This is a genomic window from Streptomyces sp. NPDC051020, from assembly GCF_040683105.1.
Classification (GTDB): domain Bacteria; phylum Actinomycetota; class Actinomycetes; order Streptomycetales; family Streptomycetaceae; genus Streptomyces.
The window spans coordinates 223,812-249,481 of the sequence record NZ_JBFBCG010000001.1 but is presented as its reverse complement, the minus strand read 5'-3'; the positions used below and the strand labels follow the sequence as shown (position 1 = coordinate 249,481).

The window sequence follows — 25,670 nt, the reverse complement described above, 5'->3', positions numbered from 1 at the left end:
CGTGTACGGAGCGGCGGACGACGAAAAGCGCCCAGGGCGGTCACGTGTGTACGTGACCGCCCTGGGCGTTGTCTGTGCGCCGCCAGGGACTCGAACCCCGGACCCGCTGATTAAGAGTCAGCTGCTCTAACCAACTGAGCTAGCGGCGCCTGCTGACTCGAAAATAATACCTGGTCCTCAGGGGTGCTGATGACACGTGCCGACCGAGGCCCTCGTGCCCTTCGAAACACGCCCTAGAGGGCCAGTGACAGCAGGACCGGAGCTGCCCGCCGGTTCAGCGTGTCCGCCGCCGAGCGCAGCCGGTGCGCGTGCTCGATCGGCAGCGACAGCGCCAGGCAGCCGGCCGAGGAGCCCGCCGTGAGCGGCACGGCCGCGCAGACGGTGCCCATCGCGTACTCCTGGAGGTCGAGCACCGGGACCGTCGCCGGCTGGCTGTCCAGCTTGGAGAAGAGGACCTTCTCGCTGGTGATGGTCCGCGAGGTGAGCCGGGCGATCTTGTGGCGCGCGAGATGGTCGCGGCGGCCGTTCTGGTCGAGCTGGGTCAGCAGACACTTGCCGATCGCGCTGGCATGCGCGGCGGACCGGAAGTCCACCCACTCGTTGACCGCGGGGGTGCGCGGACCGTCGGCGTACTGCGTGACCCGGATCTCGCCATCGACGTACCGGCTTATGTACACCGCGGCGCCGACCGAATCGCGCAGCCGGTCCAGGATCTGCTGGAGCTTGTTCTCCAGTGCCTGCCTGCGGGCGGCCCCCGAGCCGAGCAGCAGGAGTGAGGCGCCGATCACATAGGCGCCGTCGGACACCTGCTCGACGTAGCCCTCGCGGCGCAGCGTCAGCAGCAGTGAGGCGAGATGCCCCACCGGCAGTCCCGTCTCCCGGGCGATCTGGGTGTCCGTCACACCGGTGCGGTGCTTGGAGACCGTTTCGAGAACACGAAGGGCGTACTGCACCGAGTGGAACGGTGTGGTCGGTTCGGGCTTCAACGCCACGGTTTCCCCCTACCAGGTTGTGACCGCAACCTTCGGCACCACGATAGCCGCCAAGAGGCTTTTGACGGGGGCCTGTTGATGAGTTCTTGGTGCGCCCCGGCGCTGTCAGCAGGAGTGGACCCGCTTGGCATATGTCAGAGTCAATGACGATCGACGGACGGCGAGGTCGCAGCGGTCGCAGGATCGTGGTCCTGCCCGAGCCGCTCGGCCCGATCAGTGTGACGTGCCCGCCGCGCCGCACCGAGAAGGCCGGCTCGTCGAGGACGACATGGTCGCCGTACGTGTGACCACGTGTTCCGAAGGTGGCCTCTCCGTTTCTCAACTCGGAGACATGTCAACGCCGTTCGGCGCGTCAGGGACATCCGGGGAGGGAACGTATCCGCGCCGCATGTCGACCACGTTCGGCAACGGCTCCCCGGCCGCCCACCGTTCGTACATCTCCACGAACTGCTCGCCCAGCCGGTCCCGCCAGCCTACGGTGTCGCCGCTCATGTGCGGGGAGACGATCAGCCCCGGTACGTCCCACAGTCCACTGCCCGGAGCGAGCGGCTCGTGCTGGAAAACGTCGAGCGCCGCGCCCGCGATCCACCGTCGGCGCAGCGCGTCGGCGAGATCGTCCTCGACGACCATCGGGCCTCGCCCCACATTGATGAAGCGGGCCGAAGGCTGCATCAGCCCGAAGAACCGCGCGTCGAACATTCCGCGCGTCCGTTCCGTCAGGGGCGCCGCGCAGATCACCCAGTCGGCGAGCGCCGCCAGCCGGTCCAGATCCTCGGCCCCATGGATGGTGCGCCGCGCCGTACGCCCCACGAGCGCCACCTGGACGCCCAGTGCGTTGAGCAGCCGGGTGATCTCCCGGCCGATCGGCCCGGCCCCGACGACGACCGCGCGGGCGCCCGCGAGCTGCTGCGACTCGCGGTGGTGCCAGCGCCGCCGGCGCTGCAGCTCCAGCGTGCCGGGGACATCTTTGGCGAACGCGAGCACCAGGCCCAGCACGTATTCGGCGATCGGCTGCTCGAAGATGCCCCGCGCGTTGGTCAGCACGGTGCCGGACCCGGCCAGCTCCGGGCAGAGCAGCCGGTCCACTCCCGCGCTGGCCGTGTGCACCCACCGGGGGCGCGGTCCGTCGCCGGGCCAGGCGGCGCGTACCGCGTCCGAGGCGAGGTCCCACACCAGCAGGGCGTCGGCGTGCGGCAGCTCCCCGGCGAGGCCGGCCTCGTCCACGTAGCGGATGCGGACCCGGCCGGTCAGCCGGCCGAGGCGCGGTGACGGGGCGGCGTCGAGTACGAGGAGGGTGGGCTCTGACATCAGGGGGTGGTCGCCTCGTCAACGTCTGAGATGTGCGGATTGACCACGTTCGCACCCGGGCCCGCGCCCGTCAACGCCAAGGCCGGCAGGTGCGGGCGCCGGAGGAATACTGGGCAGTGGGGAGGGCAGCGGCAGTGGACCGGTCCAGCAGTGCAGGAGGGTGAATATGACGACCGTCGGTTTCCTCTACCCGGGCCATTTCGCGGACGACGACTTCCCGCGCATGGAGGTCATGCTCGACACCACCATCAGGCTCGTCGTCAACCGCACGGAGCCGGGCGAGGACGACCGCCGCACCGAGATCCTGCGGCAGCGGGGCGCACCCGAGCGCCTCGCCGCCGGGGTCGAGGAGCTGCGGCGCGCCGGTGCCGAGTCGGTGGTCTGGGCCAGCACCGGCGGGAGTCTCGTGTACGGGTGGGAGGGCGCCCATCAGCAGAGCACCGCCCTGGCCAGGGCGGCGGGGCTGCCCGCATCGAGTACGTCGCTCGCCTTCGTCCACGCGGTACGGGCGCTGGGCGCCGCGCGTGTCGCGGTCGCCGCTCCGTACACCGAGGAGATCGCCGGGCTCTTCGGCGACTTCCTGGCCGCCGCGGGCGTCGAGGTGGTCGCCGTGCGCAGTGGTGGCGTCACGTCCGCGGCCGCGGCCGCGGGGTGGGGGCTGGACCGGCTGAAGGAGCTCGCGGTTGCCGCGGACCGGCCGGACGCGGAGGCGGTACTGCTGCCGGACAACGCCGTGCACACCGCCGCGCACGTCCGTGACCTGGAGGAACTCCTCGCCAAGCCGGTCCTCACCGCGAACCAGGTGACGGTGTACGAGGCTCTGCGGCTGGCCCGGCGCCGCACCTGGGCGCCCCAGCTCGGCACGCTGTTCGCCACCCGGGAGGCGCCGCCCGCACCGGTCGGCCGGTAACGCCCTCCCCCGCGGTAGGGGGTGGGCTCCCGACGCCCTGCGACCCCGCTTGCTGATCCACTCCCTCCCGCGGGGAGGCCGTGACCGGCCGGGAATAAGCGGAGACAACCTCCTGTTAGGTTTCGCCGGACGCACGAGCATCACCGGAGAGGCCTTCACGTGGACAAGAACCGAGGCGACAAGAACCGAGGCGACGAGAACCGAGGCGACGGGAGTCGCGGCGACGGCATTCGGGGCAGGGCCGAGGGAACGGCCTCGGTGCCGCTGTCGGTGCTCGACCTGGTCACCGTCGGCCAGGGCAGCACCGCGACCCAGGCGCTGCGCACCAGCGTGAACATCGCCCAGCTCGCCGAGCGCCGCGGCTACCACCGCCTCTGGGTCGCCGAGCACCACTCCATGCCCGGCGTCGCCTCGTCGTCCCCGGCCGTGATCCTGGCCCACCTCGCCGCCCGCACCGAGCGGATCCGGCTCGGCTCCGGCGGGGTCATGCTGCCCAACCACGCCCCGCTGGTCATCGCCGAACAGTTCGGCACGCTGGAGGCCATGGCCCCCGGCCGCATCGACCTCGGCCTCGGGCGCGCCCCCGGCACGGACGGTGCGACCGCCGCCGCGCTGCGCCGCACGGACCGGCTGGGCGAGGGTGCCGAAGACTTCCCGCAGCAGCTCGCCGAGCTGACCCGGTTCCTGGACGACGACTTCCCGGACGGCCACCCCTACGCCCGGATCCATGCGGTTCCGGGCCCGGTGCAGGGTCCCGCGGGCCGCCCGCCGATCTGGCTGCTCGGCTCCTCCGGCTTCAGCGCCCGGCTGGCCGGGGTCCTGGGTCTGCCGTTCGCCTTCGCCCACCACTTCTCGGCGCAGAACACGATTCCGGCGCTCGACCTGTACCGGGACTCGTTCAAGCCGTCCGCGGTGCTGGACGCCCCGTACGCCCTGATCGGCGTCTCGGCGCTGGCAGCCGACGAGGAGCGCGAGGCCCGCCGCCAGGTCCTGACCGGTGCCCTGTCGATGGTCCGCCTGCGCACCGGCCGCCCCGGTCTGATCCCGACGCCGGAGGAGGCGGAGGCTTATGTCTTCAGTCCGCTGGAGCGGGAGTTCGTCGACAGCTGGCTCGGCAATGTCATCCACGGGACGGCGGACGAGGTGCGCAGCGGTCTGGACGACCTGGCCAAGCGGACCGGGGCGGACGAGCTGATGATCACGGCCAATGCGCATGGCGGGGAGGCGCGGCTGCGCAGCTACGACCTGATCGCGGACGCCTACGGGTTGCGTGGCTGAGGTCCGTGCTGACCGTGCCTCAGCGCCGGGCGGGCCTGAACACAGGCCCGCCCGGCGCTGAAGGCACCGTCGGCTTCGTGTTCCGGGGCGTGGCTCTCTCAGAGCCCCAGGGGGCTCGTCCCGATGAGTTCCGCGATGCGCTCCGGGGCCACCGCCCGGGAGTAGAGCCACCCCTGCCCCGTGTCGCAGCCTATCCGCCGCAGCCGTTCCGCCTGGCTCACGGTCTCCACGCACTCCGCGGTGACGGTCAGCCCCAGCCGGTGCGCCAGCTGCACCATCGCCTCGACGATCGTCTCGTCGGCCGGGCTGGGGTGCGCGCCGTCCTCGTATCGGAAGCCGCGTACGAACGAGCCGTCCAGTTTCAGTACGGAGACCGGCAGCCGGCTCAGATAGGCGAGGTTCGAGTAGCCGGTCCCGAAATCGTCGATGGCGATCCGGACGCCCATGTCGCTGAGCGTCTGGAGCGCCTCCAGCGGGCGGCCCGCCGGGCCCATCACCGCTGACTCGGTCAGTTCCAGCTGCAGCAGTCCGGGTGCCAGGCCGGTCTCGGCAAGAATCTCGGCGACATCGGTGACCAGGTCGGAGTCCCAGACCTGCCGCACGGCGACATTGACGCTGATGAAGAGCGGCGGCTCGGCCGGATGGTCCAGCTGCCAGCGCCGGGCCTGACGGCAGGCCGACCGGAGCACCCAGCGGCCGAGCTGGACGATCGAGCCGTCCTCCTCGGCGATCGCGACGAACCGGTTCGGTGAGAGCATGCCGAACTGCGGGTGGTTCCAGCGGACCAGAGCCTCCACCCCTCGTACGACTCCGTCGGCCATCCCGACAAGCGGCTGGTACTCGATGGTGAACTCGCCGCGCTCGACGGCGGGCCGGAGCGTGGAGGAGAGCGCCTGCCGTGTCACCCGGTGCGCGTTGCGCTCGGGGTCGAAGAGGGTCCAGCGTGCCTTGCCGTCCGCCTTCGCCCAGTACAGCGTGGTGTCGGCGGCCTGCATCAGAGCGGAGGCCGAGGTTCCGGCGACGCTCCGCTCCACCACCCCGATCGACGCCGACAAGGCCAGCCGTGTCCCGGCCAGGTCGAACGGCTTCTGGAGGGCGGCGAGCACCGCGCGGGCGAGATCGGTGAGCTGCTGCGTCCCGGCGGACTCCTCGACCAGGATCGCGAACTCGTCGCCGCCGAGGCGCGCCACGAGTGTGCCGCCGGTGCGGTTCAGGCTCTCCTGTTCGGCGCAGTCGGTGAGCCGGGCGGCGACGGCGGCGAGCAGCCGGTCGCCGATCCGGTGCCCCATCGTGTCGTTGACGGCCTTGAAGCCGTCCAGGTCGAGGTAGCACAGCCCGATCCGGCCGTGCCGCGGGAGGCTGTCGTCCTGGTACGGCGGAGTCTCCAGGGCGGCGGAGAGCCGCTCGAAGAACAAGGTCCGGTTGGGCAGCCGGGTCACCGGGTCGTGCGTCCGGAGGTGGCGCAGCCGCTTCTGCAGCTCGTGGCGGTCGCTGATGTCGGCGACGGAGAGCAGCACGGGGGAGGCGCCCGGAGTGATCCCGGTTCCGGTCTCCGCGCCCGTCCCGGCCTCCGGCTCTGTCCCGGCACCCGTCTTCGCGCCTGTTGCCCCGGTCTCCGGCATCGGCACGACGGTGATCTCGGCCCACATCGAGCGTCCGTCGGGGTGCTTGAGCCTGCGGGTGCAGCGGAACCGGGATCGCCGGCCGCGCAGCACCTCGCGGTACGCATGCCAGGTCCGGACGTCGGCGGAGAGGTCGAGCAGATCGGACGCGGACTGGGCGGTCAGCGCCGCGGCGTCGGCGCCGAGCAGCCCGCCGAGAGCGTCGTTGGCGCTCAGGACCAGGCCCTCGTGGTCGACGACGGCCATCGGCAGCATGGCGCCGCGGAAGGCGGCGCGGTAATCGGCCGGACGGGAGCCGACGGCTCCCGGGCCGACCGGTTCCATGTGACGCTCCGTGACGGATGGTCGCACGGTAGAGGGTGCTGTGCCTGCCGCGGGCCTCGGCCCTTCGGAGGTTCCGCTCACCGCTCGCTCCCGCCGTGCAGTTCTGTCCCGAACAGTTGTGGTCGGACTGGCCCGCCGCGCGGAGCGCCGTTGTCTGAGGCGGGAACCACGCAGGAAAGCGTGGTGAAGCATAGATGCTGTTGTCTGACCCGTTCCAGCTTCCCGTCCGTTGTGACCCTGGGGAGCACCCCGCATGGGTCATTCGCGCGTCTTTCCGGTTTGCCCATGACTGATTATTTCTGCGCGGCTCTGTTCCCTCACGTCGATCTTGAGTCTCCTTCGCGTTGCCGCAGTGAGCATTTGTGACTGTCCGTGAAAGGGCTCCGAGAGGCCGACTGCTGACCCGAGTGGGGCAGCACAACAGGGCGAATGCCTACGAACCGGCACAGGGTGGATTGCGTGTATCCGCATCCCGCACCCGGAGGTCGATGTGCCGCCTCAGCGCAGGCTCGGGGAATGGGAGAGACCGAGTCCGCGTGGTGTGGTGGCTGGTCTGATCTCTCTCCTGGCGCTTGCCTCCACCTCCCTCGTCGCGGGTCCGGCCGTGGCGGCCACGGGTGAAGTCGGCCCCTGCGCCCTGTCCAGGACAGGGGCACACCACTCGCTCGGCCTGGACGAGTGGGACGGCGCATACCCGCGCCCCGACCACACCCTCGACGCGGTCATGATCTTTCTCTCGTTCCCCGACGCCCGCCCCGTCACCACCCCCGACGAGCTCGCCGCCGACTACTTCCCCGCTACCACGCAGTTCTTCCGGCGCGCCTCGTACGGGAAGTTCACCCTGCGCCCGCACCCGCAGCACCAGTGGGTCCAGATGCCCCACAAGTCCACGTCGTACGGCATGAAGCGCGACTGGGGCGACAAGCAGCGCAGTTCGTATCTGCGCGACGCGATTGCCGCAGCCGACGACCAGGTCGACTTCTCGAAGTACGACATCGTTTACCTGGTCGCCGACCCGGACGCGCCCGGCGTCGACTCCGACGCCACCAAGGTCGTCAACTTCGACCAGCCGCTGCACGCCGACGGCACGGACATCAGGCGCGTCGTCACCGTCTTCGAGCAGCATCCGCCGGACCGGAACGTGCTGGCCCACGAGACCGGGCACGTCTTCGACCTGCCGGACCTCTATCACCGTCCGTCGGACGGCAAGGGCGACTGGGACACGTACGTCGGCGACTGGGACGTGATGGGCAGCCAGTTCGGTCTCGCGCCGGACCTGTTTGGCTGGCACAAGTGGAAGCTGGGCTGGCTGGACCGCAGGCAAGTGGTGTGTATCCAGCACAACCAGGACATCACGCTGGAGCCGATGGCCGCCGTGCCTGCGCCCGGCGCCTCCATCGGCACGCGGCTCGCGGTGATCAGGACCGGTGAGGGCAGTGCCGTGGCGCTGGAGGCCCGCAGTGCCACCGGCAACGACCGGGAGACGTGCAGCGAGGGGGTGCTGATCTACCAGGTCCGCAACGAGACACCGTCCGGCGGCGGGCCGATCCAGGTCATCGACACCCACCCCCATACGGACGCCTGTTGGGACCGGTCGGTCTACCCGCCGCTCGCGGACGCCCCGCTGCGGGTCGGCGAGACGTACTCCGTCCCCGGCGAGCACACCCGGATCGAGGTCGCGGACCGGACGCCGTCGGGTGCGTGGACAGTCCGTATCGCCACGGGCACGTAACGCTGCCGTAGCGGTGAACGAAAAAGCCCCCCGCTTCCGCGAGGGGCTTCTTCCGTCTGTGCGCCGCCAGGGACTCGAACCCCGGACCCGCTGATTAAGAGTCAGCTGCTCTAACCAACTGAGCTAGCGGCGCCTGCTGACGTCGTAGACATTAGCACTCTGATCGGCGAGAGGAAAAATCGAAATCCGAGCCGACCCGGTGGGCGCGGAGCGAGTCACGCGCACACAGGCCCAGAGCAGTACGTCGGGGCCCGGCAGCCAAGGGGTACGGGTGTCGGGGGCGACCACCCAGCGGGGCCCCGACGAGGAGGAGTCGTAGGCCAGGGGCGGGACGGTTACCGCGTCACCGGTGCCGTGGCAGAGCAGCGGCGGGACCCTGCCCTCGCGGTCCTCGCTCTCCCAGGGGGCCTCGGGGCCGTGCTCCGCCGCCTGCTCGTGGCTGGTGCCCCACTCCTCCCACTCGAGCAGCGACGGCAGCCGCTGGGCGGTGCCGGGGGCGGCGAACAGCAGCATCCGCCCGCGGTGCGTGGCGACCGGGCCGGAACCCGGGCCGTCGGCCCACAGGTGCTCCAGCATCCGCCGCCCGAAGAGCGCCGGCACATTGATCACGTCGAACGCCGATCCGCACGGCAGCACGCCGGGGGAGCCGGGGTGGGCCTGCCACTGGGTGAGCGTGGAGCGCGGATACGCGGCGGCGCCGGCCAGCCAGGCCGCTCCGGCCGCGGTGACCTGAGCGGTCTGGTCACCGGCTCGGTCCCGCAGGACCGCGAAGACATCGGCACCGTGGCGGGTGCCGGCGCGCGGCCCGGCGCAGGTTCCGATGCCGGGATGCAGGGTGGTCTCGTCTGGCAGCCATGCGCTCATGACTACCGGTGTACCGGTAGTGACACTGCGAATTGCAAGAAACGTCGGAAACCCGGACAGGGTGAGGTGGGGAGGAGTATCTTGCGCGCGGGCATATGCCACCGGCTGTGCCCGGAGTCAGAACCGGAGCGAGAACCGGTGCCGGACCCGGAGTCCCCGTCGCCGGATACGGACCCGGAGGCGGCCAGGGGCCGGACGCTCCGGCGTCACGGCCGCGCGCCGCCCAGCAGACTCCAGCCGAACTCGACCATCTTCTTCGCGTAGTCCTCGGTCCATTCCGCGCGCTGTGCGATGTCCGCAGTGGTGAGCCGGTCGAACCGGCTCGGATCGGCCAGCTGCGCGGCGGCGATCGCCTGGTACTCGACCGCCCGGTCGGTCGCGGCGCGGAAGGCCAGCGTCAGCTCGGTGGCGCGGGCCAGCAGCTCCTCCGGGTCGTCCATCGACTCCAGGTCGAAGAAGTGCTCGGGGTCGGCGACCGCCGCCGTCGGCTCGAAGAGCAGGGGCGCGGGGCGCAGCCGCTGCTGCTCTTTCCGCTCGGGTTGTGCCATGTGGTGTTCCTCCTTCGGTGGGCCCGACGGCCACCCTCCATTGTCCAACCGCCCGCAAGTGGGCTTCGGGGGCAGTGCGCGGGGGCGCACCGGGACACCGCCCGGCACGGCGCACGCCCCCGACGGCCCATCGCCCGTGATCCGGCGGTGTTACGGCCTCTCCCGCGGTAGGGAGTGGGCGCCCGACGCCCTGCGACTGCGCTCGCTGATCCCCTTCCTATTCCTACCGCGAGGGATGCCGTTACGGGCGCCACGGGACGCGGTGTTCCGCGAGGTGGGCCAGGACCGCGTGGTTCGCCTCCCACCCGTCAGGAAACTTGACCGTGACGCCGAGCTGGACCGGTTCCGTCGACGGGTGCTCGTCCAGCAGGTCCGCGACGCCGGCACGGCAGACCACGATGCAGGCGTGACGGTGGCGCGACGCCAGGACGCACAGCCGGCCCGTCTCCAGATGGAACGCCGTGGCGTCCGGGCGCCCGGACAGCGGGTGCAGGACCACCGTCACATCGAACTCGCGGCCCTGGAGCCGGTTCGCCGTGTCCACCGCCACACCCGTCACACCGAGCTCGGCGAGCGCCGCCCGTACCGCCGCCGCCTGGTCCCGGTGGGCCGTGCCGACCGCGACCCGGTCCGCCGTCACCGGGGCCGGGTCGGGGGAGCGCTCGCTCGTCGCCACGCCGCCCCGGTCCAGCAGCCGGCGGACCACCAGGGCCACCGCCCGCACCGCCTCCGGGTCTGTGCGCGGGGTGTGCCGGGCCGGGAGTTCGAGCAGGCCCCAGCCGGACTCCGCGGCCTCGTCCAGCACCCGGTCCGGGGCGGAGCCGTCCGACGGGACCCCGAACGCCAGCCGCCGGTCGCCGTGATCCGTACCGCTGCGGAACGGCGTGTACGGGTAGAACGCGTCCGAGACCAGCCGCGCGGCCGACGCGGGCAGCCGCCACGACACCGGCAGCCGGCGCTGCGGCAGCTCGGGGTTGTGCGCCAGCAGCGTCGAGACCGCGCTCGCCGACGGGTCGTACGACAGCCCCGCCCACTGATCCGCGCCGACGATGGAGAACGGGTCCAGCTGGCCCGGATCGCCGACGAACAGCGCCCTTTCGAAGAGCCCGGCGACGGCCAGCAGCGCGTCCGAGCGCATCTGGTACGCCTCGTCGACGATCGCGTGCCCCCACGGCTCGACGTTCTTCACATGAGCCCACTTGGCGGCCGTCGAGATGACGACATCAAGCCCGGCCAGATCTCCGGCCTTCGCCGACTTCCGTACGTTGGCCAGGCCGTCCAGCACCTTGTCGTACGGGTCCGCGTCGTTGCTGTGCAAGCGCCCGACGGGCAGCCCCGGGTCCTTCTCGGCCAGCCGCACCACCAGGTCGTCGACCTGGGCGTTGGTCTGCGCGACCACCATCAAGGGGCGCCCCGCCGAAGCGAGTTCGAGCGCGGCGCGCACCACCAGAGTCGACTTTCCCGCACCCGGCGGGGAGTCCACCACGATGCCGCGGGCCGTGCCGTTCAGCGTGTCGTCCAGGATCTGGGCGGTGGCCCGCCCCGCCTCGGCGCCCGGATCGAATACGGCCGTCACAACAGGTCCTCCGGGGTCACGGGGTCGGGGTTCTCGGAAGGTCCGGCGGCGCCCGGCGGGCCGCCGTGCGTCCACGGCGTCTCCTCCGGGTCCGGCAGCTTCGGGCCGCCGCGCTGGTCGTGCTCGAACAGGGTCCAGACGATCCGGTCGCCCGGCTCCGGCAGCGACCCCGGGGCCGGTTCCTTGCTCCGGCCCATCCGGTCGGTGATCCGCAGCACCAGCAGCCGCTCCTCCGCGTCCGGGAGATCCTCGGAGGCGTACGCCACGAACTCGGCGGTCTGCGGCTTGCCGTCCAGCGTGCGGTACACCTTCGTGCGCTCACCGAGGTGAGGGCGCTCGCCCGTCCGGACCGTGACCAGCGGACGCGGCGAGGGCCGCTTCGACTCGCTGTACGCCATCACCACCTCGGTCACCTCCCCGACGAACGCCTCACCGGCCAGCCGGCGCCCGGCGAGCACCAGCGGGTCGTCCAGGGCCTCCTGCGCCTCCAACTGCGCCTGCGCCGTCTCCCGCGAGGCCAGCTTCGCCGCCGCCGTCACCGCGTCGTCCCGGCGCGGCTGCGGCGGCTCCCCGGCCCGCACCCGGTCCCGGTGGCCGGTGAACGACCACCGGTCCCGGGTCCACCGGTCCTCGGTCCTGGACCCGGCCGGCAGCTCCCGCATCAGGTCGAGCCCCCGCCACACCGCGTCCCAGGTCGGCCGCGCCACCCCGGCCAGCAGCGACCTGATCTCCCGCTCGGCGGCGGTCAGTCCGGCGAGCCGGGCGTCGGCCGCGAGACCGTCCTCGGCCGCCGCGAGCGACGTGCGCGCCCGGTCGTACTTCTCGATCGCGGGCGCGAGCAGCCGGTTGTCGAACGCCGGGTCCGTCGCCGGACCGGCGGGCGGGCAGAGCAGCTGGCCACCGGCGTCCCGCTGCAGCTCGGCCCGGAGCGCGGCCTCCGCACCGGACTCGCCCACCGCAGGGTCGATCCAGGCGAGCAGCGCCCCCAGATGCTGGTCCTCCAGCGTGGACTGCCCGGTCGCCCAGTGCCGGTTCAGCAGATCGGTCATGGCCAGGAGCAGCGAGGAACCCGGCACCCGGGCCCGCTCCCCGTAATGCGTGAGCCAGCGGCCCAGCAGCGGGACCCTGGCCGGCGCCGGGTACGGGGTGTCCGGGTCGTCCTCGGCGGTGCGCCGGAACCGCATGGACCGGCCCAGCAGCCGTACGAAGTCGAGACCCGCCCGGCTCGGCACGATCAACTGCGGCGCGTCCGTGCACAACTCGACCTCGACCTTGACCTTCTTTCCGGTCCCGGGATCGGTCTCGCCCCGCTCGGCGGGCTCCACCACGTCCGTGTACGTCTCGATGTGCGGCAGGACCACCTCGGCCAGCTCGGCGAGGAAAGCGAACCGCAGATCGCGGTCGCGCGGCTGGGCCACGGCGAGCAGCCTGGGCGCGTCCCGGTCCGTTCCGACGAGGGCGCCGAGCGGGGCGCCCGCCTCACCGGCGGTGGTCAGCGGTACGAGAACGAGCGGCGCACCGGTGAGATGGCGGTGCCGGACGGTGGCCATCGGCTGCGCCCGCCCGCTCTCCACGGCCTCCAGCCGGGCCAGGGTGCTGATCAGCGACATGCCGGGCTTCCTTCCACAGACGCGCCCCGGTGCTCCAGCGCCTCCGCGCGCAGGGCCGCGGCGCGGCGCAGGGCGGCGACCGTGGGGTCGGCCGGATCGCCTTCCTTTCCCGCCGCCGCGGCCAGTACCGCGCCCACCGTCGTCAGACCGCCGAGTTCACCCCGTACGCTCCTCCCCAGCGCCTCCACCGCACCGGCCGCACGCGCCTTCGCCCGGCAGTGGAAGGCCAGTTCGCACGCGGCCAGGCACTCCGGTGCGTACGCCGCCGTGACCGCGTCGACCGCGGCGGTCAGCTCCTGCGCGGAGCACTCCGGGTCGAACGTGGTGCCTTCGGGCAGGGCGGCCGCGATGTCCTCGACCCGGGTCAGCCGGGTCAGCTGGCGGCGGGTGACCGCGCGCTGCTTGCGCACGTCGACGACCGACGCCGTCGGCAGGTTGGAGAAGTCCTTCGGGCAGACCAGCAGCACCCGGTGGCCGACCTCCGCCCCCGCCGTGACCGCCGCGACGCGCTCCAGCGCCAGCACATACACCGCCGACTGCCGGGCCGCCGCGCCGACCTTCGCCGCGTCCGCCGAACCGTCGATCACGGGAAACGACTTGATCTCCACGACCGTCCACCGGCCGTCGGGGTGCACCACCACCGCGTCCGGCTCCAGATAGGCGGGCGAGCCCGCCACCTCCAGGGCCAGCATCGGGTGATCGAGCAGAGCCCAGCAACCCGCCTCGGTCGCCTCCCGCAGCGCCAGTGCCGTACGCGCCGCACGGCCCTCGGGACCCGCCGCCGCCAGATCCGGCACCCGGACCTCGTGCGGCACCTCGCCGCCCCCGCCGAGCCGCTCGTACAGCAGGCGCATCAGCTCCGTGCCGCCGTCGGCCTTGACCCTCGCCTCGAACGCGTTGCCCCGCATGAAAGCGAACTGCGACTGACCGAACGCGGCGGGAGAGCCGAGCGCGGCCGCCAGCACGGCCTTGTCCACCCCGGCGCCGTCCAGCAGCGCGCGCCGCTTGCAGCCGGGGTTGGCGGCGAGGGCGGCCAGCGCGCGGGCATCGAGCGGATGCGGCGCGACGGCGGGACCGCGCAGTTCAGCGAGCCGCTGCCGGAGTGTCGTCGCCTGCTGCGTCGGCCGGTGCCGCGACATCGATGGAGTCTGCGGAGAAGGTCCGCTGGACGGGGATTCGCTCACCCGCGGAAGTCTTGCATCCGGCACTGACAACAGGGGACTTCGTGACCGGGACGGCCGCAGCGGTGCGGGCCCCCACCGCTGCCCTGATCCGGTCGGCGAGCCGCATCACCGGCCTGGTGAGCAGCGCCCCGACGCCCATCACCGCGGCGCCCGCGACCGCGTCGAGGAAGTAGTGGTTGGCCGTGCCCATCACGACGAACGTGGTCAGGAGCGGGTACACGACACCCGCGGCCCGGAGCAGCGGGTGCCTGCCGTGGCGCCACAGCAGGATCCCGCACCACAGCGCCCAGCCGACGTGCAGACTCGGCATCGCCGCGTACTGGTTGGTCATCCAGCCCATACCGCGCGGCGCACTCGCCTCGGCGCCCCACCAGCCGTACGAGCTGTACTGGGCCATGGTGTCGACGAAGCCGTGTGTGGCGTGGAGCAGCCGCGGCGGGCAGGTCGGCATCAGCGCGAAACCGAACAGACCGAGCAGCGTGGAGGTCATCAGCCAGGTGCGGGCGGTGCGGTACGCGGCCGCGCGCCGCCGGTAGATCCAGACCAGGACGGCCGGGGTGACCACGTAATGCAGTGAGGCGTAGATGAAGTCGGAGGGTATGCCTATCACCGGATGGGCCGTCATCAAGCGGTTGAGCGGGTGCTCGGCGTTGAGGAAGAGCATCTGCTCCAGATGAAGTATGCGCAGCCCGTGGTCGACGGCGGTCGACACATCGCTTCGGACCAGCAGTCGGCCCACCGAGTAGATCGCGTACACGATCGCGATCAGCGGCAGCTCGGCCCACCATCGAGGCCGGTCCCGCGACGCGGGCGCGGCGGTGGCAAGCGACATCCGGATGCTCTCCATCATGAGTTCATGCGCCCGACGGTGGGCGTTCAACCGTACGGCGCAGGTCGGTGGCGAATCCCCCCGGGGGTCCCCTGTGGATGCCCCGTGCGCGCGGAGCCTTCTCCGCGGGGGGAGGGACGCCGGTGCGGCTCCAGAGGTTGCCTCCCGGATGCGTGAGCGATGATGAACAAAGGCGGATGACCCGTCCCTGTTGCCGTTTTCTCCTATCCACACCTCAGGGGGGAGCCGTCATGGCACCGCGTATCCTGCTCGCCCGGCACGGCCAGACGGAATGGTCCGTCAAGGGCAATCACACCGGCAGGACGGACATCCCGCTGCTCGACGCGGGCCGCGAGGGCGCCAAGCTGCTGGGCGAGCGGCTGCACCGGAAACCGTGGGCGGACCTGCCGGGCCTCGAGGTCCGGACCAGCCCGCTCGTCCGCGCCAGGGAGACCTGCGAGATAGCCGGCTTCGCGGACCGGGCGCAGCCGTGGGACGCGCTCATGGAGTGGGACTACGGGGCGTACGAGGGCATGACCCCGGCCGAGATCCAGGCGATCCGGCCGGGCTGGTTCATCTGGCGCGACGGGGTGCCGCAGGGCGAGACCCTCTCCGAACTGTCCGCCCGCGCGGACGAGATCGTGGCCTGGGCGCGCTCGGCCGACCGCGACGTGCTGGTCTTCGCGCACGGTCACATCCTGCGGGCGCTGGGGGCGCGGTGGCTGGGCGAGGACGTGTCGTTCGCGTCACGCATCCGGCTGGACCCGACGTCGCTGTCGGTCCTGGGGTGGGCGTACGGGGCGCCGGCGCTGGAACGCTGGAACGACACGGGTCACCTGGACCGGTAGTGCCGTGACCGGCATGTCTGCCCCATGAGGAGCGTCGTCCGGTGCGTGCGGTCGCACGGCGGCCGAGGTCCTGGGGTGGGTTCTCCCCGGTGGGCGCTTCGCGGGGGCGGCGCCGCCTCCCATGTGCCGGCCTCTTACACCCCCATCTCTCCGCACCGCTCCAGAAGCCCCGCCACCTCCGGTGACCCGCGCTGCGCCCGCAACACCCGCACCGCCCCCGACAGCATCGCCCGGATCCGGGACGACTGCACCTGGTCGAGCAGGTCCAGCACCTGGTGCCCCGTCGCGGCTGCCTCCGCCACGGCGCCGCCATGCGCCAGGTCCGTCGTCAGCTCGGCCCGGTACAGCGCCAGGTTCCGGGTGAAGTGCGGATCCTGGAGCTGTGTGGCCCGTCGCGCATGACGCGCCGCGCGCCGCCAGTCACCCAGCGCCGACCAGCATTGCGCCTCCAGCATCTCCAGCTCCGCCTCCCGGAAGAACGTCATCCACTCCGGGTCGGCATCGCGCGTCCCCCGTCCGAAGGCCTGGTGCGCCCGCCCCAGCGCCTGCTCGCAGCCGCTGCGATCGCCGAGCCCCGCCCGGCCCCCCGCCTCCCGCAGTGCGAGCAGCGCCAGCAGTCGCGGTGAGCCCAGCGGCGTCGCCACCCGCAGCCCGGCCTCCGCCGCCCGTACCGACTCCCGCGGCCGCCCCGTGTCCCTCGCCAGGAATGACGCGTTGCAGAACGCATGTGCCTCCAGCGCCGCGTCACCGGCCAGCCGCGCCGTCGCCAGCGCCTCCGCGTAGTGCGAGCGCGCGTCCTCGAAACGCCCCGAGTCGTGGGCCAGCCATCCCACCGAGATGGCCAGCTCACCCGCCCCGGCATGCAGCCGGTCGGACGTGGAGCGGCGGGTGGTCGTCCCCTCGTCCAGCAGCGCGTACGCCGCCTTCAGCGGCTGCGCGGCCCGTCGGTAGAGGCCGTCGCCGCCGTGCCGGTCGTCCAGCAGCCTGATCTGTCGTACCGCCTTCTCGACGGCGGTCACCTCGGCCTCGCCGACCCGTCGCCGGGTGGGTCGCTGTGCCGGTACGGCAGCGGCGGCGGTGCCGAGGCCGAAGCCCAGGGATGCGGCCGCCATCGTGGCGGTGCCGCTGGTCATGAATACGCGACGCAGCACGTCGCTCTCCTCGTCGGTGTCGCTGTGGAGCGTGGGGGGCAGTGGGGTGTCGGGGATCTCGGCGGTGGCGCGCGCCCCTCGGCCGCGTACGGTCTCGCGCGACGAGAAGCCCAGGTCCGCCAGGGTCGTTCCCGGGAACATGTGCAGGAAGACTCGTTCGTACGCGTAGTTGGGGCAGCGGATCTCGCCGGACTCCACGCGTCCGATGTACCGGGCGTCGCACGCGACCTGCTCGCCGATCTCGCGGGCGGATCTGCGCACCGCGGCAGCGAACTCCCCGGCGGAGCGCGGTCCGCGCAGCCGCCGGAAGGCGAGGTTGGGAACTGCCCCTGTCGACACCATGGCTGGGCCCTCTCTGGTGCAAGCCAGGCTTGTTTCCGGTGTCCCGGCGGAGCAAGAAGGTACCTGCTGTGACGGACCGCACACGCAGTGTTTGCCCATCAGACCTTCTTTCGAGGGGACCACCGGCTTCAGAGGCCGCGCACAGAGGTGGGGTGGCGTCGCGTGCCGATGGGCGGCGCCTGGCGGCGTTGTCGTCGGTCGACGACTCCTCTACGACGGCGGCGCCGCAGGAGAAGCCCCCGGATTTATCCGGGGGGGGAGGAGCCATAAAACGGGTATCTCGGCCGCGATCCGCCATGAACTGCCATCCTTTGCGGCGGCGTGGCACCGTAGCCCTTGACGTAGTTGACGCGTTGGTTGATGTGGAGACGGAGTCTGGCTCCGCCCGGCGATGAGAGGAGAGGTCCCTTGTTGCATCTCGGCACGGAGACCGGCTCGCGGACGACTGCGACGACGACCACCGGTTCCGGGGCTGCGGAGCGTGAGCCCGCCACCCGCGAACCCGCCCCACCCCGGCCCCCGGCCCCCGAGCCCGCCGTGGCGGAGCCCCTGCCGCTCCCCGCCCCCGGGCCCTGCGAGCTGGTGACCGTCCCCGCCCGCCAGGGCCTCGAGGCCGTCGACATCCTGCGCCGCGGCGCCGATCAGGAGGCAGTCGGCCCGGTCCTGCACGACGACGCCTGCGACACCCTCGGCTTTCTGGTGCCGCCGGGCACCGCCGAGGCCTGGGACGTACCGGGCAGTGCCTGTACGCAGACGAGCGGCCGCGGGCTCCGCATTCCCGCCGAGCCGCCGGTCTCCGGCAGCGGCTGGCTGCTGCCGCCCGCCGCCGACGCCCCGGTCACCGACCCTGCCGCGCTGCGGGCTGCCCTCGACCAGGCGGCCCGGCTGATCGAGGCGGCCGACAACTGCTGCTGAGCTCATAATGGCCGGGGGCGTGTTCCCCACCGATGCCGGTCCGGCACCGGGGCGATGAGCAGTGAGCAGGGGAAACAGCAGTGGCACGTCGAGGAGCATCCAGCGGTGGCGCGAACGCCCGGAAGCGTTCCGACCGCAGGCCGGAGACCCTCGCCGAGGCGGTCGACGGTGGTCTCGCCGAGCTGATACCCGACCGGGAGCGCCCCCATGCCTGGACGCTGAACCTCGACGGCGCCCCTCAGTCCCATGTCGACCTCGACGACCCCACGCACCTCTCCTTCTCCTACCAGCGCCGGATCGGCCACATCGCGGATCTCGTCGCTCCCGCGCAACAGCCCCTGCACGTCGTGCACCTGGGCGGCGGCGCCTTCACCCTCGCCCGCTACATCGCCGCGACCCGCCCCCGTTCCACCCAGCAGATCGTCGAGCTGGACGCGGCGCTCGTCCAACTGGTCCGCCGGGAGCTGCCCCTGGACCCGCAGGCCCGGATCCGGGTCCGCTCCACCGATGCCCGCGCCGGGCTCGGGAAGATCCCGGACGACTGGGCGGACCTCGTCATCGCCGACGTGTTCAGCGGATCCCGCACCCCCGCCCACCTCAACAGCACCGAGTTCCTCAGCGACGTGCGCCGGGTGCTGAAGCCCACCGGGCAGTACGTGGCCAATCTCACCGATGGCCCGCCGCTGGCCCATCTCCGCGGCCAGATCGCCACCGCCGCCGCCGTCTTCCCCGAACTGGCCCTCGCCGCCGACCCGGCGGTGCTGCGCGGCCGCCGCTTCGGCAACGCCGTGCTGCTCGCCTCCGGGCTGCCGCTCAAGGTCGCCGAACTGACCCGCAGGGTCGCCACCGACCCGCACCCGGGACGCGTCGAACACGGCCGGGAACTCGCCGACTTCACCGGCGGCGCGGCCGCGGTGCGCGACGCGGACGCCCGTCCGTCACCGGCGCCGCCGTCCTCCGCGTTCCAGTGACGTGGCGCCGCACCGGCGCCGAGCTCGAAGACGACCCGGACGCCGTCGTCCCGTCACTCCGCACCGTGCCGTACGGCGTGGCCGGTTGCGGGGAAGCAGGGGTGCGGGACGGCGGCCACATCCCCGCCGTGTGAGACCGTGTTCACCCGGGATGTGCCACGCCGCCCGTGCCTGCCAGAATCACGGCACTGGACGTGTCCATGCAGAGGGGGGCGATGGCACAGTCGGAGATACCGGTTGCCTGGATCGGTCTGGCAGGAGCGGTCGCCGGGGCCGTCGCCACGGCGGCGGTGGGCCGTTTCGCCGGGCGGGCGAGCATCAAGGCGGCGACCGTCGCCAAGATGGACACCCTTCCGGACGGACTGACCCAATTCTGCGCGCCGTTCATTGAAGCGAGGATTCAGTTACGCCCCGCTCTCGGCGGTCACACGCCCACCGAACCGTGGCAGGCGGTGGCCCCCGGCATGTCGCGCTCGGCACCCGCCTGGACCTCCATGGCCGCCGATCCCGTGGAGCTCTGGGAGATGCCGGGCATCGTTCGCCGCAAGGCCGCTTATGTGGATGCCGAGATCCGTTCGCACCAGTCGCGGACCGACCAACTGCTGCTTCCCGCTGTGCACTCGGCAGTCCGCGAGTTGTACCAGGAGGCCAAGGAACTGATGGATACGTACACCCGGGAGTTCCAGCGGCTGGTCAAGCGTGGCCTGGGCGTGATGTAGGTTCCGGCCGCCGAGGCCGATGGCCTGCTCCCTTCCCCCGATTCACCGCGGAGAGCGCCGCATCTGCCCCGCGCGTACGGCCGGGCGATGTCCCGGGTGCCGGCTTCGGGGAAATAACGCGCAGGCGGACCGGAGCCGCCCTCGGGCGCCGCACCTCGTTCACCTTCCAGCGGGCCCTCCCGTGCGAGCGAGGTGGCACGCGAACCGTTTCCCGGAGCCGGGGCGCCTGCGCCGTGCCGACGGGGACGTCCGTCGGCCGATTCTGTGAGCGTTCGTCAACAAGCCTTTGACCTGCTGGAAGTCAAGAGCCTGCCAGTCCGGGGATTACGTGCACCTCCTTTGGCAAGCCTTCGGCGGGACACGGTCTCGTGACGTGCAGGACACACTCGGGCAACGGAAGCGTCTTCAACTCTTGACACCCACACCTTCAAGGAAGGAACCTTCCGGCATCGACGCATGGGAGCGCTCCCACATCGCCTGAGGCCTTCTCACGCGAACGGCACTGCCCGTGTCCTCCCCCCTTGCACCACCCGGCACCCGCACACAACCAGCGCGTATGCCGCGCAGTCAGAACGCCAGTCCCACCCTGGAACAAGGAGTAGTGGAATGCGCATCACCCGCACCGTCGCCGGTCGAAGCCGCAGAGCCGCGGTTCTGGCCACCACGGGCCTGACAGCCACGGCCCTGTTGCTGACCGGCTGCAGCAGCGACTCGGATTCATCGGACAACACAGGCTCCGGCGCGAACGGGAAGATCACGCTGACCGTTGCCGACTTCGGGCAGTTCGGCTACAAGGAAGCCGGTCTCTTCGCCAAGTACCACGAGCTGCACCCGAACATCACGGTCAAGGAGGACGTCACCTCCGATGAGAAGGTCTACTACCCCAAGCTGCTCCAGCAGTTGAACTCGGGCAGCGGTCTGGCGGACGTCCAGGGCATCGAGGTCGGCCGGATCAAGGAGATCGTCGACACCAAGGCGACCTCCTTCGCCGACCTCAGCAAGGTCATCAACGTCGATGACTGGGTCTCCTGGAAGGAGAAGCAGGCCACCACGGCAGACGGCGCGGTGATCGGCGCGGGCACCGACATCGGTCCGATGTCCCTCTGCTACAACACCGACCTCTTCAAGCAGGCCGCTCTGCCGACCGACCGCGAGGAGGTCGCCAAGAGGGTCGCCGGCGGCTGGGCGGACTACCTCAAGCTCGGTGAGGAGTACAAGAAGAAGGCCCCCAAAGGCACTTTCTTCATGGACTCCGCGAGCGCGATGTTCAACGCCGTGGTGAGCTCCAACGCGAAGCAGTACTACGACGAGAGCGGCAAGCCGATCTACAAGGAGAGCCCCAGCGTCAAGCAGGGCTGGGACCTTGCGGCCGAGGCGGCGTCGAAGAAGCTGACCCAGGGCCTCGCCCAGTTCACCGACCCGTGGAAGGCCGCACTGCGCAAGGGCACTGTCGCCACCGTGGCCTGCCCCGCATGGATGGCCGGTCAGATCTCGATCAACGCCGGTGACAGCAACAAGGGCAAGTGGAACATCACCACCGCGCCCGGTGCGACCGCCGCCAACTGGGGCGGCTCCTTCCTCGCCGTGCCCAAGTCGGGCAAGAACGTCGACGAGGCCATCAAGCTCGTCACGTGGCTGACCGCCCCCGAGCAGCAGGCCGCCGTCTTCAAGGCGATCGGCAGCTTCCCGTCCAACAAGGGTGCGTACGAGCTGCCGGACGTGAAGAACGCGACGCTGCCGTACTTCAACGACGCCCCGATCGGCCAGATCTACGCCGGCGAGGCCACATCGATCCCCGAGACCGTTCTCGGCCCGAAGGACGGCGTCATCAAGGACACCATCTCCACCCAGATCAACAACATGGAGCAGCGCGGCACCAGCCCGGACGACGCGTGGAAGGCTGCGACCGGCGCGATCGACAAGGCGATCGGCTGACCGTCGCAGCAGCGGGCGGCCACCGGGCCGCCCGCGCCTGCACGCTCCTGACCACCCGGCCCGCCCCCGCACCCAGGGGCCGTCCGGTGTGCCGGGTGCTCATCGGCCCCTCCACGGCGTGCCCGGACACACCACGGGGTACCTCCCGGGCGCACCGTGGACCCGTCCGGTCCGGCCGGCGCCCCTCCGGCCACCCCGTGGACGTCCACGGCCGTGCGCAACCACCCACACCCCAGCCCCTGACGGGGCGCCCCCGTACCGGGTACCCCAAGTAACCAGGGAAGGACTCCCGCCCGTGGCCACCTCGACTCCCACCCGGGACGCCTATGCCCCGCCACCCGGCGGCTCCCAGCAGCCGCAGACCGGCCCCCGCCGGCAGGCGTGGCGGCGTCGGCTGTGGCGGTTCGACGACAAGGCGTCGCCGTACGCCTACATAGCCCCGTTCTTCCTCGTCTTCGGCGCCTTCGGGCTCTATCCGCTGCTCTATACCGGCTGGATCGCCCTGCACCGGGTGGAGATGACCGGCCTGGACCGGATGGAGTGGGTCGGCTGGGACAACTTCGACAGGATCCTGCATGACGGCGAGTTCTGGACCGCCGTCACCAACACCTTCCTCATCGGCGTCATGTCGACGGTCCCACAGCTGTTGGTCGCACTCGGCCTGGCCCACCTGCTGAACTACAAGCTGCGCGCCAGCACCTTCTGGCGGACGGTCATCCTCACTCCGTACGCCACCTCCGTGGCCTCCGCGGCCCTGGTCTTCGCCCTGGTCTTCCGGGCCGACGGCGGTCTGCTGAACTGGGCGCTGGAGTTCGTCGGCTTCGGCGACACCAACTGGGCCAACGGGCACTGGACGTCCAAGATCGCGATCTCCGTCATCGTGATCTGGCGCTGGACCGGTTACAACACGCTGATCTACCTCGCCGCCATGCAGGCGGTGCCGAGCGATCTGTACGAGGCTGCCTCGCTCGACGGTGCCTCGCGGTGGCAGCAGTTCCGCAAGGTGACCATCCCCTCGCTGCGGCCCACGATCCTGTTCACGATCGTCATCTCGACCATCGGCTCCATGCAGTTGTTCGGTGAGCCCCTGCTGCTGGAAGGCGGCACGCTCGGTGCCACGGGCGGCAACGAGCATCAGTACGAGACGCTCAGCGTCTACCTCTACAACTACGGCTGGAACCTCGGGCATCTCGGTCCCGCCGCAGCAGTGGCCTGGGCGATGCTCGCCCTCCTGCTGATCATCGCTGCGGTCAACTGGCTCATCGGCCGCTTCGTACGCACATCCGCGGTATGACCGGGAGCGATATCCAATGACCATGACCAGCTCCACCAAAGCCCCGGAGACCGGCGTCCCGCACACGGCCCACCGGGCGCGCCTGCGCCCGAGCCGGTTCAAGCCGGGCGCGGGCAAGCAGTTGCAGGGTGGCCCGTTCGCCTATATCGCCCTGGCCGTCGTCGGCATCGGCTCGGTCCTGCCGATGTACTGGACCCTGGTGGCCGCCTCCCACACGCAGGACGAGGTGCTGGCTTCCACACCGCCCTTCCTGCCGGGCGGACGGCTCATGCACAACCTGGACGCGGCCTGGAACCAGGCACATCTGGGCAAGGCGATCGTCAACAGCGTCATTGTCTCCGGCTGCATCACGGCAGCGACGCTCTTCTTCTGCACGCTGGCCGGTTACGCCTTCTCCAAGATGCGGTTCCGGGGCCGCAGCGGACTGATGGCCGCGGTCATCGCCACCCTGACGATCCCGCCGCAGCTCAGCGTCGTCCCGCTGTTCATGATGATGTCCGACATCGGCTGGGGCGGAAAACTGGAGTCGGTGATCTTCCCGACCCTGGTGAGCGCGTTCGGCGTGTTCTTCATGCGTCAGTACCTGTCCGAGGCGCTGCCGTACGAGCTCATCGAGGCCGCCAAGGTCGACGGGGCGAACAACTTCCGTATCGTGCTGAGCATCGTGCTCCCGGTGGCCCGTCCCGCGATGACGGTGCTCGGGATGCTCACCTTCGTACAGGCGTGGAACGACTTCTTCTGGCCCTACCTGGCGCTGAACCAGCAGAACCCCACGCTCCAGGTGGCCCTCGGCCAGCTGAGCGCCTCGTACACCCCCGACCAGAGCATCGTGATGGCCGGCGCGCTGATCAGCACGCTGCCGCTGCTCGTGGTGTTCGTGATCTTCGGTAGGCAGATCGTCGGGGGGATCATGTCCGGCGCCGTCAAGGGCTGACGTGACGTCACCCGACTCTTCCCTGGCGTCCCGTGCGGCCTGCGCCTGACCGCAGGCCGCACGGGACCCGGAGTCCCTCTCCTTCCCTGACTCTGTCCGTCCATTCTTGGGAGCGCTCCCGCATGACCGCCGTACGACCCGACATCGCCCCGCAGCGGGCACCCGAGGCAACGGACTTCCCGGCCGGTTTCGTCTGGGGGGCGGCCACCGCCGCCTACCAGGTCGAGGGTGCCGCCGCCGAGGGCGGCCGCACCCCTTCCATCTGGGACACCTTCAGCCGCACACCGGGCAAGGTCCGCAACGGTGACACCGGCGACATCGCCGCCGACCACTACCACCGCTACCGCGACGACGTGCAGCTGATGAAGCAACTGGGGCTGAAGGCCTACCGTTTCTCCATCTCCTGGCCCCGGGTGCAGCTCACCGGCCGGGGCCCCGCCGTCGAGCGCGGCCTGGACTTCTACCGCAGGCTCGTCGACGAGCTGCTCGAAGCCGGCATCACTCCCGTCGCGACGCTCTACCACTGGGACCTTCCCCAGGAGCTGGAGGACGCGGGCGGCTGGCCGCAGCGGGTGACCGCCGAGCGTTTCACCGACTACGCCGCCATCATGGCCGGCGCCCTCGGTGACCGCGTCGGCATGTGGACCACGTTCAACGAGCCGTGGTGCTCGGCCTTCCTCGGTTACGGCTCCGGTGTGCACGCTCCCGGCCGCACCGAGGCCGTGTCCGCCCTGCGGGCGGCCCACCACCTCAACCTCGCCCACGGCCGGGCGATCGAGGTGCTGCGCGGTCGGCTTCTTGCCGGCGCGCAGACCTCGGTCACCCTCAATCTCCACCAGGTCCGCCCGCTGACCGACAGCGCGGCCGATGTGGACGCCGCCCGTCGGATCGACGCGGTGGGCAACCGGGTGTTCACCGGGCCGATGCTGCGCGGCGAGTACCCCGAGGATCTGATCGCCGACACCGCGCACCTCGTCGACTGGTCGCAGTTGGTCCACGACGGGGACCTGGCCGCGATCTCCCGCCCCGTCGACGTCCTGGGCGTCAACTACTACACGCCGACGCTGGTTTCCACGCCTGCCGAGGGCGCCGGCGACTCGCGCAACGACGGTCACGGCGCCAGCGACCACTCCCCGTGGCCCGGCTCCGAACATGTCGCCTTCCACCTCTCCGAGGGGAAGCCGCGGACCGCGATGAACTGGCCGATCGACCCCGACGGCCTGTACAACCTGCTGATGGACGTCACCCGTGACCACCCCGGGCTGCCGTTGATGGTCACCGAGAACGGCGCAGCCTTCGACGACTACGTCTCTCCTGAGGGCCGGGTCGAGGACCCCGAGCGGATCGAGTATCTGCGCGGCCATCTCGACGCCGTGCGGCGTGCCGTCGCCGACGGCGCGGACGTCCGCGGCTACTTCCTGTGGTCGCTGATGGACAACTTCGAGTGGGCGTACGGATACTCCAAGCGGTTCGGTGCGGTGTACGTGGACTACGCGTCCCAGCGCCGCATCCCCAAGGCCAGCGCCCACTGGTACGCGGAGGTGATCCGCCGCCACGCGCTTCCCCCGGCCGACGCGTCCTGACCGGTGCCCCTCCCGGCAGTAGAGGATCCCTGAGACCCGGCCCTGTGCCGGGTCTCAGGCGTTTCTCTCCGGCAGTTGAGTCTCCGGGCCCTCCGCGCTGCGAGGTCCTTGATCGCGCGCATAGAGTGGGAGCGCTCCCAAAGGATGCTGCGGTGCGGGCGGCCGGCCCGGTGGAGTGTCGAGGGATCCCACATCGGGACT

Annotated in this window: 22 protein-coding genes and 2 tRNA genes; 12 read left to right on the top strand and 12 right to left on the bottom strand. The window is 71.2% G+C overall.

Annotated features, from left to right (window positions below):
* Positions 1 to 75: 75 nt before the first annotated feature.
* The 3 genes from AB0N06_RS01000 to AB0N06_RS00990 form a co-directional block, all read right to left on the bottom strand.
* A tRNA-Lys gene (locus AB0N06_RS01000) sits at positions 76 to 149 on the bottom strand.
* 84 nt (positions 150 to 233) lie between these two features.
* The gene (locus AB0N06_RS00995; protein ID WP_366132659.1) at positions 234 to 992 is read right to left on the bottom strand and encodes an IclR family transcriptional regulator C-terminal domain-containing protein; all 759 of its coding nucleotides are present in this window, start codon (positions 990 to 992) and stop codon (positions 234 to 236) included.
* Positions 993 to 1,310: 318 nt separating this feature from the next.
* Positions 1,311 to 2,300, bottom strand: a complete 990-nt coding sequence (locus AB0N06_RS00990) for a D-2-hydroxyacid dehydrogenase (RefSeq protein ID WP_366132658.1) — start codon at positions 2,298 to 2,300, stop codon at positions 1,311 to 1,313.
* A 166-nt stretch (positions 2,301 to 2,466) separates the two neighbouring features.
* Here AB0N06_RS00990 and AB0N06_RS00985 point away from each other — a divergent pair, with 166 nt between their 5' ends.
* Together AB0N06_RS00985 and AB0N06_RS00980 are read left to right on the top strand one after the other, a co-directional pair.
* A complete protein-coding gene (locus AB0N06_RS00985; protein WP_366132656.1) occupies positions 2,467 to 3,210 on the top strand; it encodes a decarboxylase in 744 nt (247 codons plus the stop codon).
* 159 nt (positions 3,211 to 3,369) lie between these two features.
* Positions 3,370 to 4,488: an LLM class flavin-dependent oxidoreductase gene (locus AB0N06_RS00980; protein WP_366132655.1), complete on the top strand. Its 1,119-nt coding sequence runs from the start codon at positions 3,370 to 3,372 to the stop codon at positions 4,486 to 4,488.
* 98 nt (positions 4,489 to 4,586) lie between these two features.
* Here AB0N06_RS00980 and AB0N06_RS00975 read toward each other — a convergent pair whose 3' ends face one another.
* Positions 4,587 to 6,515 carry an EAL domain-containing protein gene (locus AB0N06_RS00975; RefSeq protein ID WP_366132654.1) on the bottom strand — a complete coding sequence of 643 codons (1,929 nt, stop codon included), beginning with the start codon at positions 6,513 to 6,515 and terminating at the stop codon, positions 4,587 to 4,589.
* Positions 6,516 to 6,978: 463 nt separating this feature from the next.
* Between AB0N06_RS00975 and AB0N06_RS00970 the strand changes: the two genes are divergently transcribed.
* Positions 6,979 to 8,166: a M6 family metalloprotease domain-containing protein gene (locus AB0N06_RS00970; protein WP_366132653.1), complete on the top strand. Its 1,188-nt coding sequence runs from the start codon at positions 6,979 to 6,981 to the stop codon at positions 8,164 to 8,166.
* A 59-nt stretch (positions 8,167 to 8,225) separates the two neighbouring features.
* On the opposite strand, the gene AB0N06_RS00965 is transcribed toward AB0N06_RS00970, so the two are convergent.
* From AB0N06_RS00965 to AB0N06_RS00935, 7 genes are all read right to left on the bottom strand, one after another.
* Positions 8,226 to 8,299: transfer RNA gene (locus AB0N06_RS00965), tRNA-Lys, on the bottom strand.
* Complete coding sequence (locus AB0N06_RS00960) at positions 8,290 to 9,030, bottom strand: hypothetical protein (protein ID WP_366132652.1); 741 nt, start codon at positions 9,028 to 9,030, stop codon at positions 8,290 to 8,292. Before AB0N06_RS00960 ends, AB0N06_RS00965 begins: the two co-directional genes overlap by 10 nt.
* A 206-nt stretch (positions 9,031 to 9,236) precedes the next feature.
* Positions 9,237 to 9,578, bottom strand: coding sequence for a hypothetical protein (locus AB0N06_RS00955; RefSeq protein WP_358862460.1), 342 nt, complete (start codon positions 9,576 to 9,578; stop codon positions 9,237 to 9,239).
* 241 nt (positions 9,579 to 9,819) lie between these two features.
* The gene (locus AB0N06_RS00950; RefSeq protein ID WP_366132651.1) at positions 9,820 to 11,154 is read right to left on the bottom strand and encodes an AAA domain-containing protein; all 1,335 of its coding nucleotides are present in this window, start codon (positions 11,152 to 11,154) and stop codon (positions 9,820 to 9,822) included.
* Positions 11,151 to 12,764 (bottom strand): hypothetical protein, encoded by a 1,614-nt coding sequence (locus AB0N06_RS00945; protein WP_366132649.1) that lies wholly within the window; start codon positions 12,762 to 12,764, stop codon positions 11,151 to 11,153. The genes AB0N06_RS00950 and AB0N06_RS00945 overlap by 4 nt, the downstream gene beginning before the upstream one ends.
* Complete coding sequence (locus AB0N06_RS00940; protein ID WP_366132648.1) at positions 12,755 to 13,948, bottom strand: hypothetical protein; 1,194 nt, start codon at positions 13,946 to 13,948, stop codon at positions 12,755 to 12,757. Before AB0N06_RS00940 ends, AB0N06_RS00945 begins: the two co-directional genes overlap by 10 nt.
* Positions 13,848 to 14,780 carry a phosphatase PAP2 family protein gene (locus tag AB0N06_RS00935; RefSeq protein ID WP_366132647.1) on the bottom strand — a complete coding sequence of 311 codons (933 nt, stop codon included), beginning with the start codon at positions 14,778 to 14,780 and terminating at the stop codon, positions 13,848 to 13,850. Before AB0N06_RS00935 ends, AB0N06_RS00940 begins: the two co-directional genes overlap by 101 nt.
* Positions 14,781 to 15,028: 248 nt before the next feature.
* Here AB0N06_RS00935 and AB0N06_RS00930 point away from each other — a divergent pair, with 248 nt between their 5' ends.
* On the top strand, positions 15,029 to 15,625 hold the full coding sequence (locus tag AB0N06_RS00930) for a histidine phosphatase family protein (RefSeq protein ID WP_366132646.1): 597 nt from the start codon (positions 15,029 to 15,031) through the stop codon (positions 15,623 to 15,625).
* A 134-nt stretch (positions 15,626 to 15,759) separates the two neighbouring features.
* Here AB0N06_RS00930 and AB0N06_RS00925 read toward each other — a convergent pair whose 3' ends face one another.
* Positions 15,760 to 17,118: a tetratricopeptide repeat protein gene (locus AB0N06_RS00925; protein ID WP_366132645.1), complete on the bottom strand. Its 1,359-nt coding sequence runs from the start codon at positions 17,116 to 17,118 to the stop codon at positions 15,760 to 15,762.
* Between the two features lie 408 nt (positions 17,119 to 17,526).
* On the opposite strand from AB0N06_RS00925, the gene AB0N06_RS00920 reads away from it, so the two are divergent.
* From AB0N06_RS00920 to AB0N06_RS00885, 8 genes are all read left to right on the top strand, one after another.
* A complete protein-coding gene (locus AB0N06_RS00920; protein ID WP_366132644.1) occupies positions 17,527 to 18,033 on the top strand; it encodes a hypothetical protein in 507 nt (168 codons plus the stop codon).
* Between the two features lie 80 nt (positions 18,034 to 18,113).
* Positions 18,114 to 19,004: a fused MFS/spermidine synthase gene (locus tag AB0N06_RS00915; RefSeq protein ID WP_366132643.1), complete on the top strand. Its 891-nt coding sequence runs from the start codon at positions 18,114 to 18,116 to the stop codon at positions 19,002 to 19,004.
* Entirely contained in the window at positions 19,001 to 19,138 is a 138-nt protein-coding gene (locus AB0N06_RS00910; protein WP_366132642.1) for a hypothetical protein, read from the top strand. The genes AB0N06_RS00915 and AB0N06_RS00910 overlap by 4 nt, the downstream gene beginning before the upstream one ends.
* A gap of 81 nt (positions 19,139 to 19,219) precedes the next feature.
* Entirely contained in the window at positions 19,220 to 19,723 is a 504-nt protein-coding gene (locus AB0N06_RS00905) for a hypothetical protein (protein ID WP_366132641.1), read from the top strand.
* Between the two features lie 606 nt (positions 19,724 to 20,329).
* The gene (locus AB0N06_RS00900; protein ID WP_366132640.1) at positions 20,330 to 21,658 is read left to right on the top strand and encodes an ABC transporter substrate-binding protein; all 1,329 of its coding nucleotides are present in this window, start codon (positions 20,330 to 20,332) and stop codon (positions 21,656 to 21,658) included.
* 295 nt (positions 21,659 to 21,953) lie between these two features.
* Positions 21,954 to 22,952 (top strand): sugar ABC transporter permease, encoded by a 999-nt coding sequence (locus AB0N06_RS00895; RefSeq protein WP_366132639.1) that lies wholly within the window; start codon positions 21,954 to 21,956, stop codon positions 22,950 to 22,952.
* Positions 22,953 to 22,968: 16 nt separating this feature from the next.
* Complete coding sequence (locus AB0N06_RS00890) at positions 22,969 to 23,886, top strand: carbohydrate ABC transporter permease (protein WP_366132638.1); 918 nt, start codon at positions 22,969 to 22,971, stop codon at positions 23,884 to 23,886.
* 122 nt (positions 23,887 to 24,008) lie between these two features.
* Positions 24,009 to 25,469 (top strand): GH1 family beta-glucosidase, encoded by a 1,461-nt coding sequence (locus AB0N06_RS00885; RefSeq protein ID WP_366132637.1) that lies wholly within the window; start codon positions 24,009 to 24,011, stop codon positions 25,467 to 25,469.
* The last annotated feature ends 201 nt before the right edge of the window (positions 25,470 to 25,670 follow it).

Bases quoted from the DNA above. Each gene is read 5' to 3' on its own strand.
- AB0N06_RS00955 (WP_358862460.1), bottom strand. From the start codon at position 9,578: ATGGCACAACCCGAGCGGAAAGAGCAGCAGCGGCTGCGCCCCGCGCCC.
- AB0N06_RS00985 (WP_366132656.1), top strand. From the start codon at position 2,467: ATGACGACCGTCGGTTTCCTCTACCCGGGCCATTTCGCGGACGACGAC.
- AB0N06_RS00990 (WP_366132658.1), bottom strand. From the start codon at position 2,300: ATGTCAGAGCCCACCCTCCTCGTACTCGACGCCGCCCCGTCACCGCGC.
- AB0N06_RS00925 (WP_366132645.1), bottom strand. From the start codon at position 17,118: ATGGTGTCGACAGGGGCAGTTCCCAACCTCGCCTTCCGGCGGCTGCGC.
- AB0N06_RS00930 (WP_366132646.1), top strand. From the start codon at position 15,029: ATGGCACCGCGTATCCTGCTCGCCCGGCACGGCCAGACGGAATGGTCC.
- AB0N06_RS00960 (WP_366132652.1), bottom strand. From the start codon at position 9,030: ATGAGCGCATGGCTGCCAGACGAGACCACCCTGCATCCCGGCATCGGA.
- AB0N06_RS00945 (WP_366132649.1), bottom strand. From the start codon at position 12,764: ATGTCGCTGATCAGCACCCTGGCCCGGCTGGAGGCCGTGGAGAGCGGG.
- AB0N06_RS00905 (WP_366132641.1), top strand. From the start codon at position 19,220: ATGGCACAGTCGGAGATACCGGTTGCCTGGATCGGTCTGGCAGGAGCG.
- AB0N06_RS00890 (WP_366132638.1), top strand. From the start codon at position 22,969: ATGACCATGACCAGCTCCACCAAAGCCCCGGAGACCGGCGTCCCGCAC.
- AB0N06_RS00935 (WP_366132647.1), bottom strand. From the start codon at position 14,780: ATGTCGCTTGCCACCGCCGCGCCCGCGTCGCGGGACCGGCCTCGATGG.
- AB0N06_RS00885 (WP_366132637.1), top strand. From the start codon at position 24,009: ATGACCGCCGTACGACCCGACATCGCCCCGCAGCGGGCACCCGAGGCA.
- AB0N06_RS00900 (WP_366132640.1), top strand. From the start codon at position 20,330: ATGCGCATCACCCGCACCGTCGCCGGTCGAAGCCGCAGAGCCGCGGTT.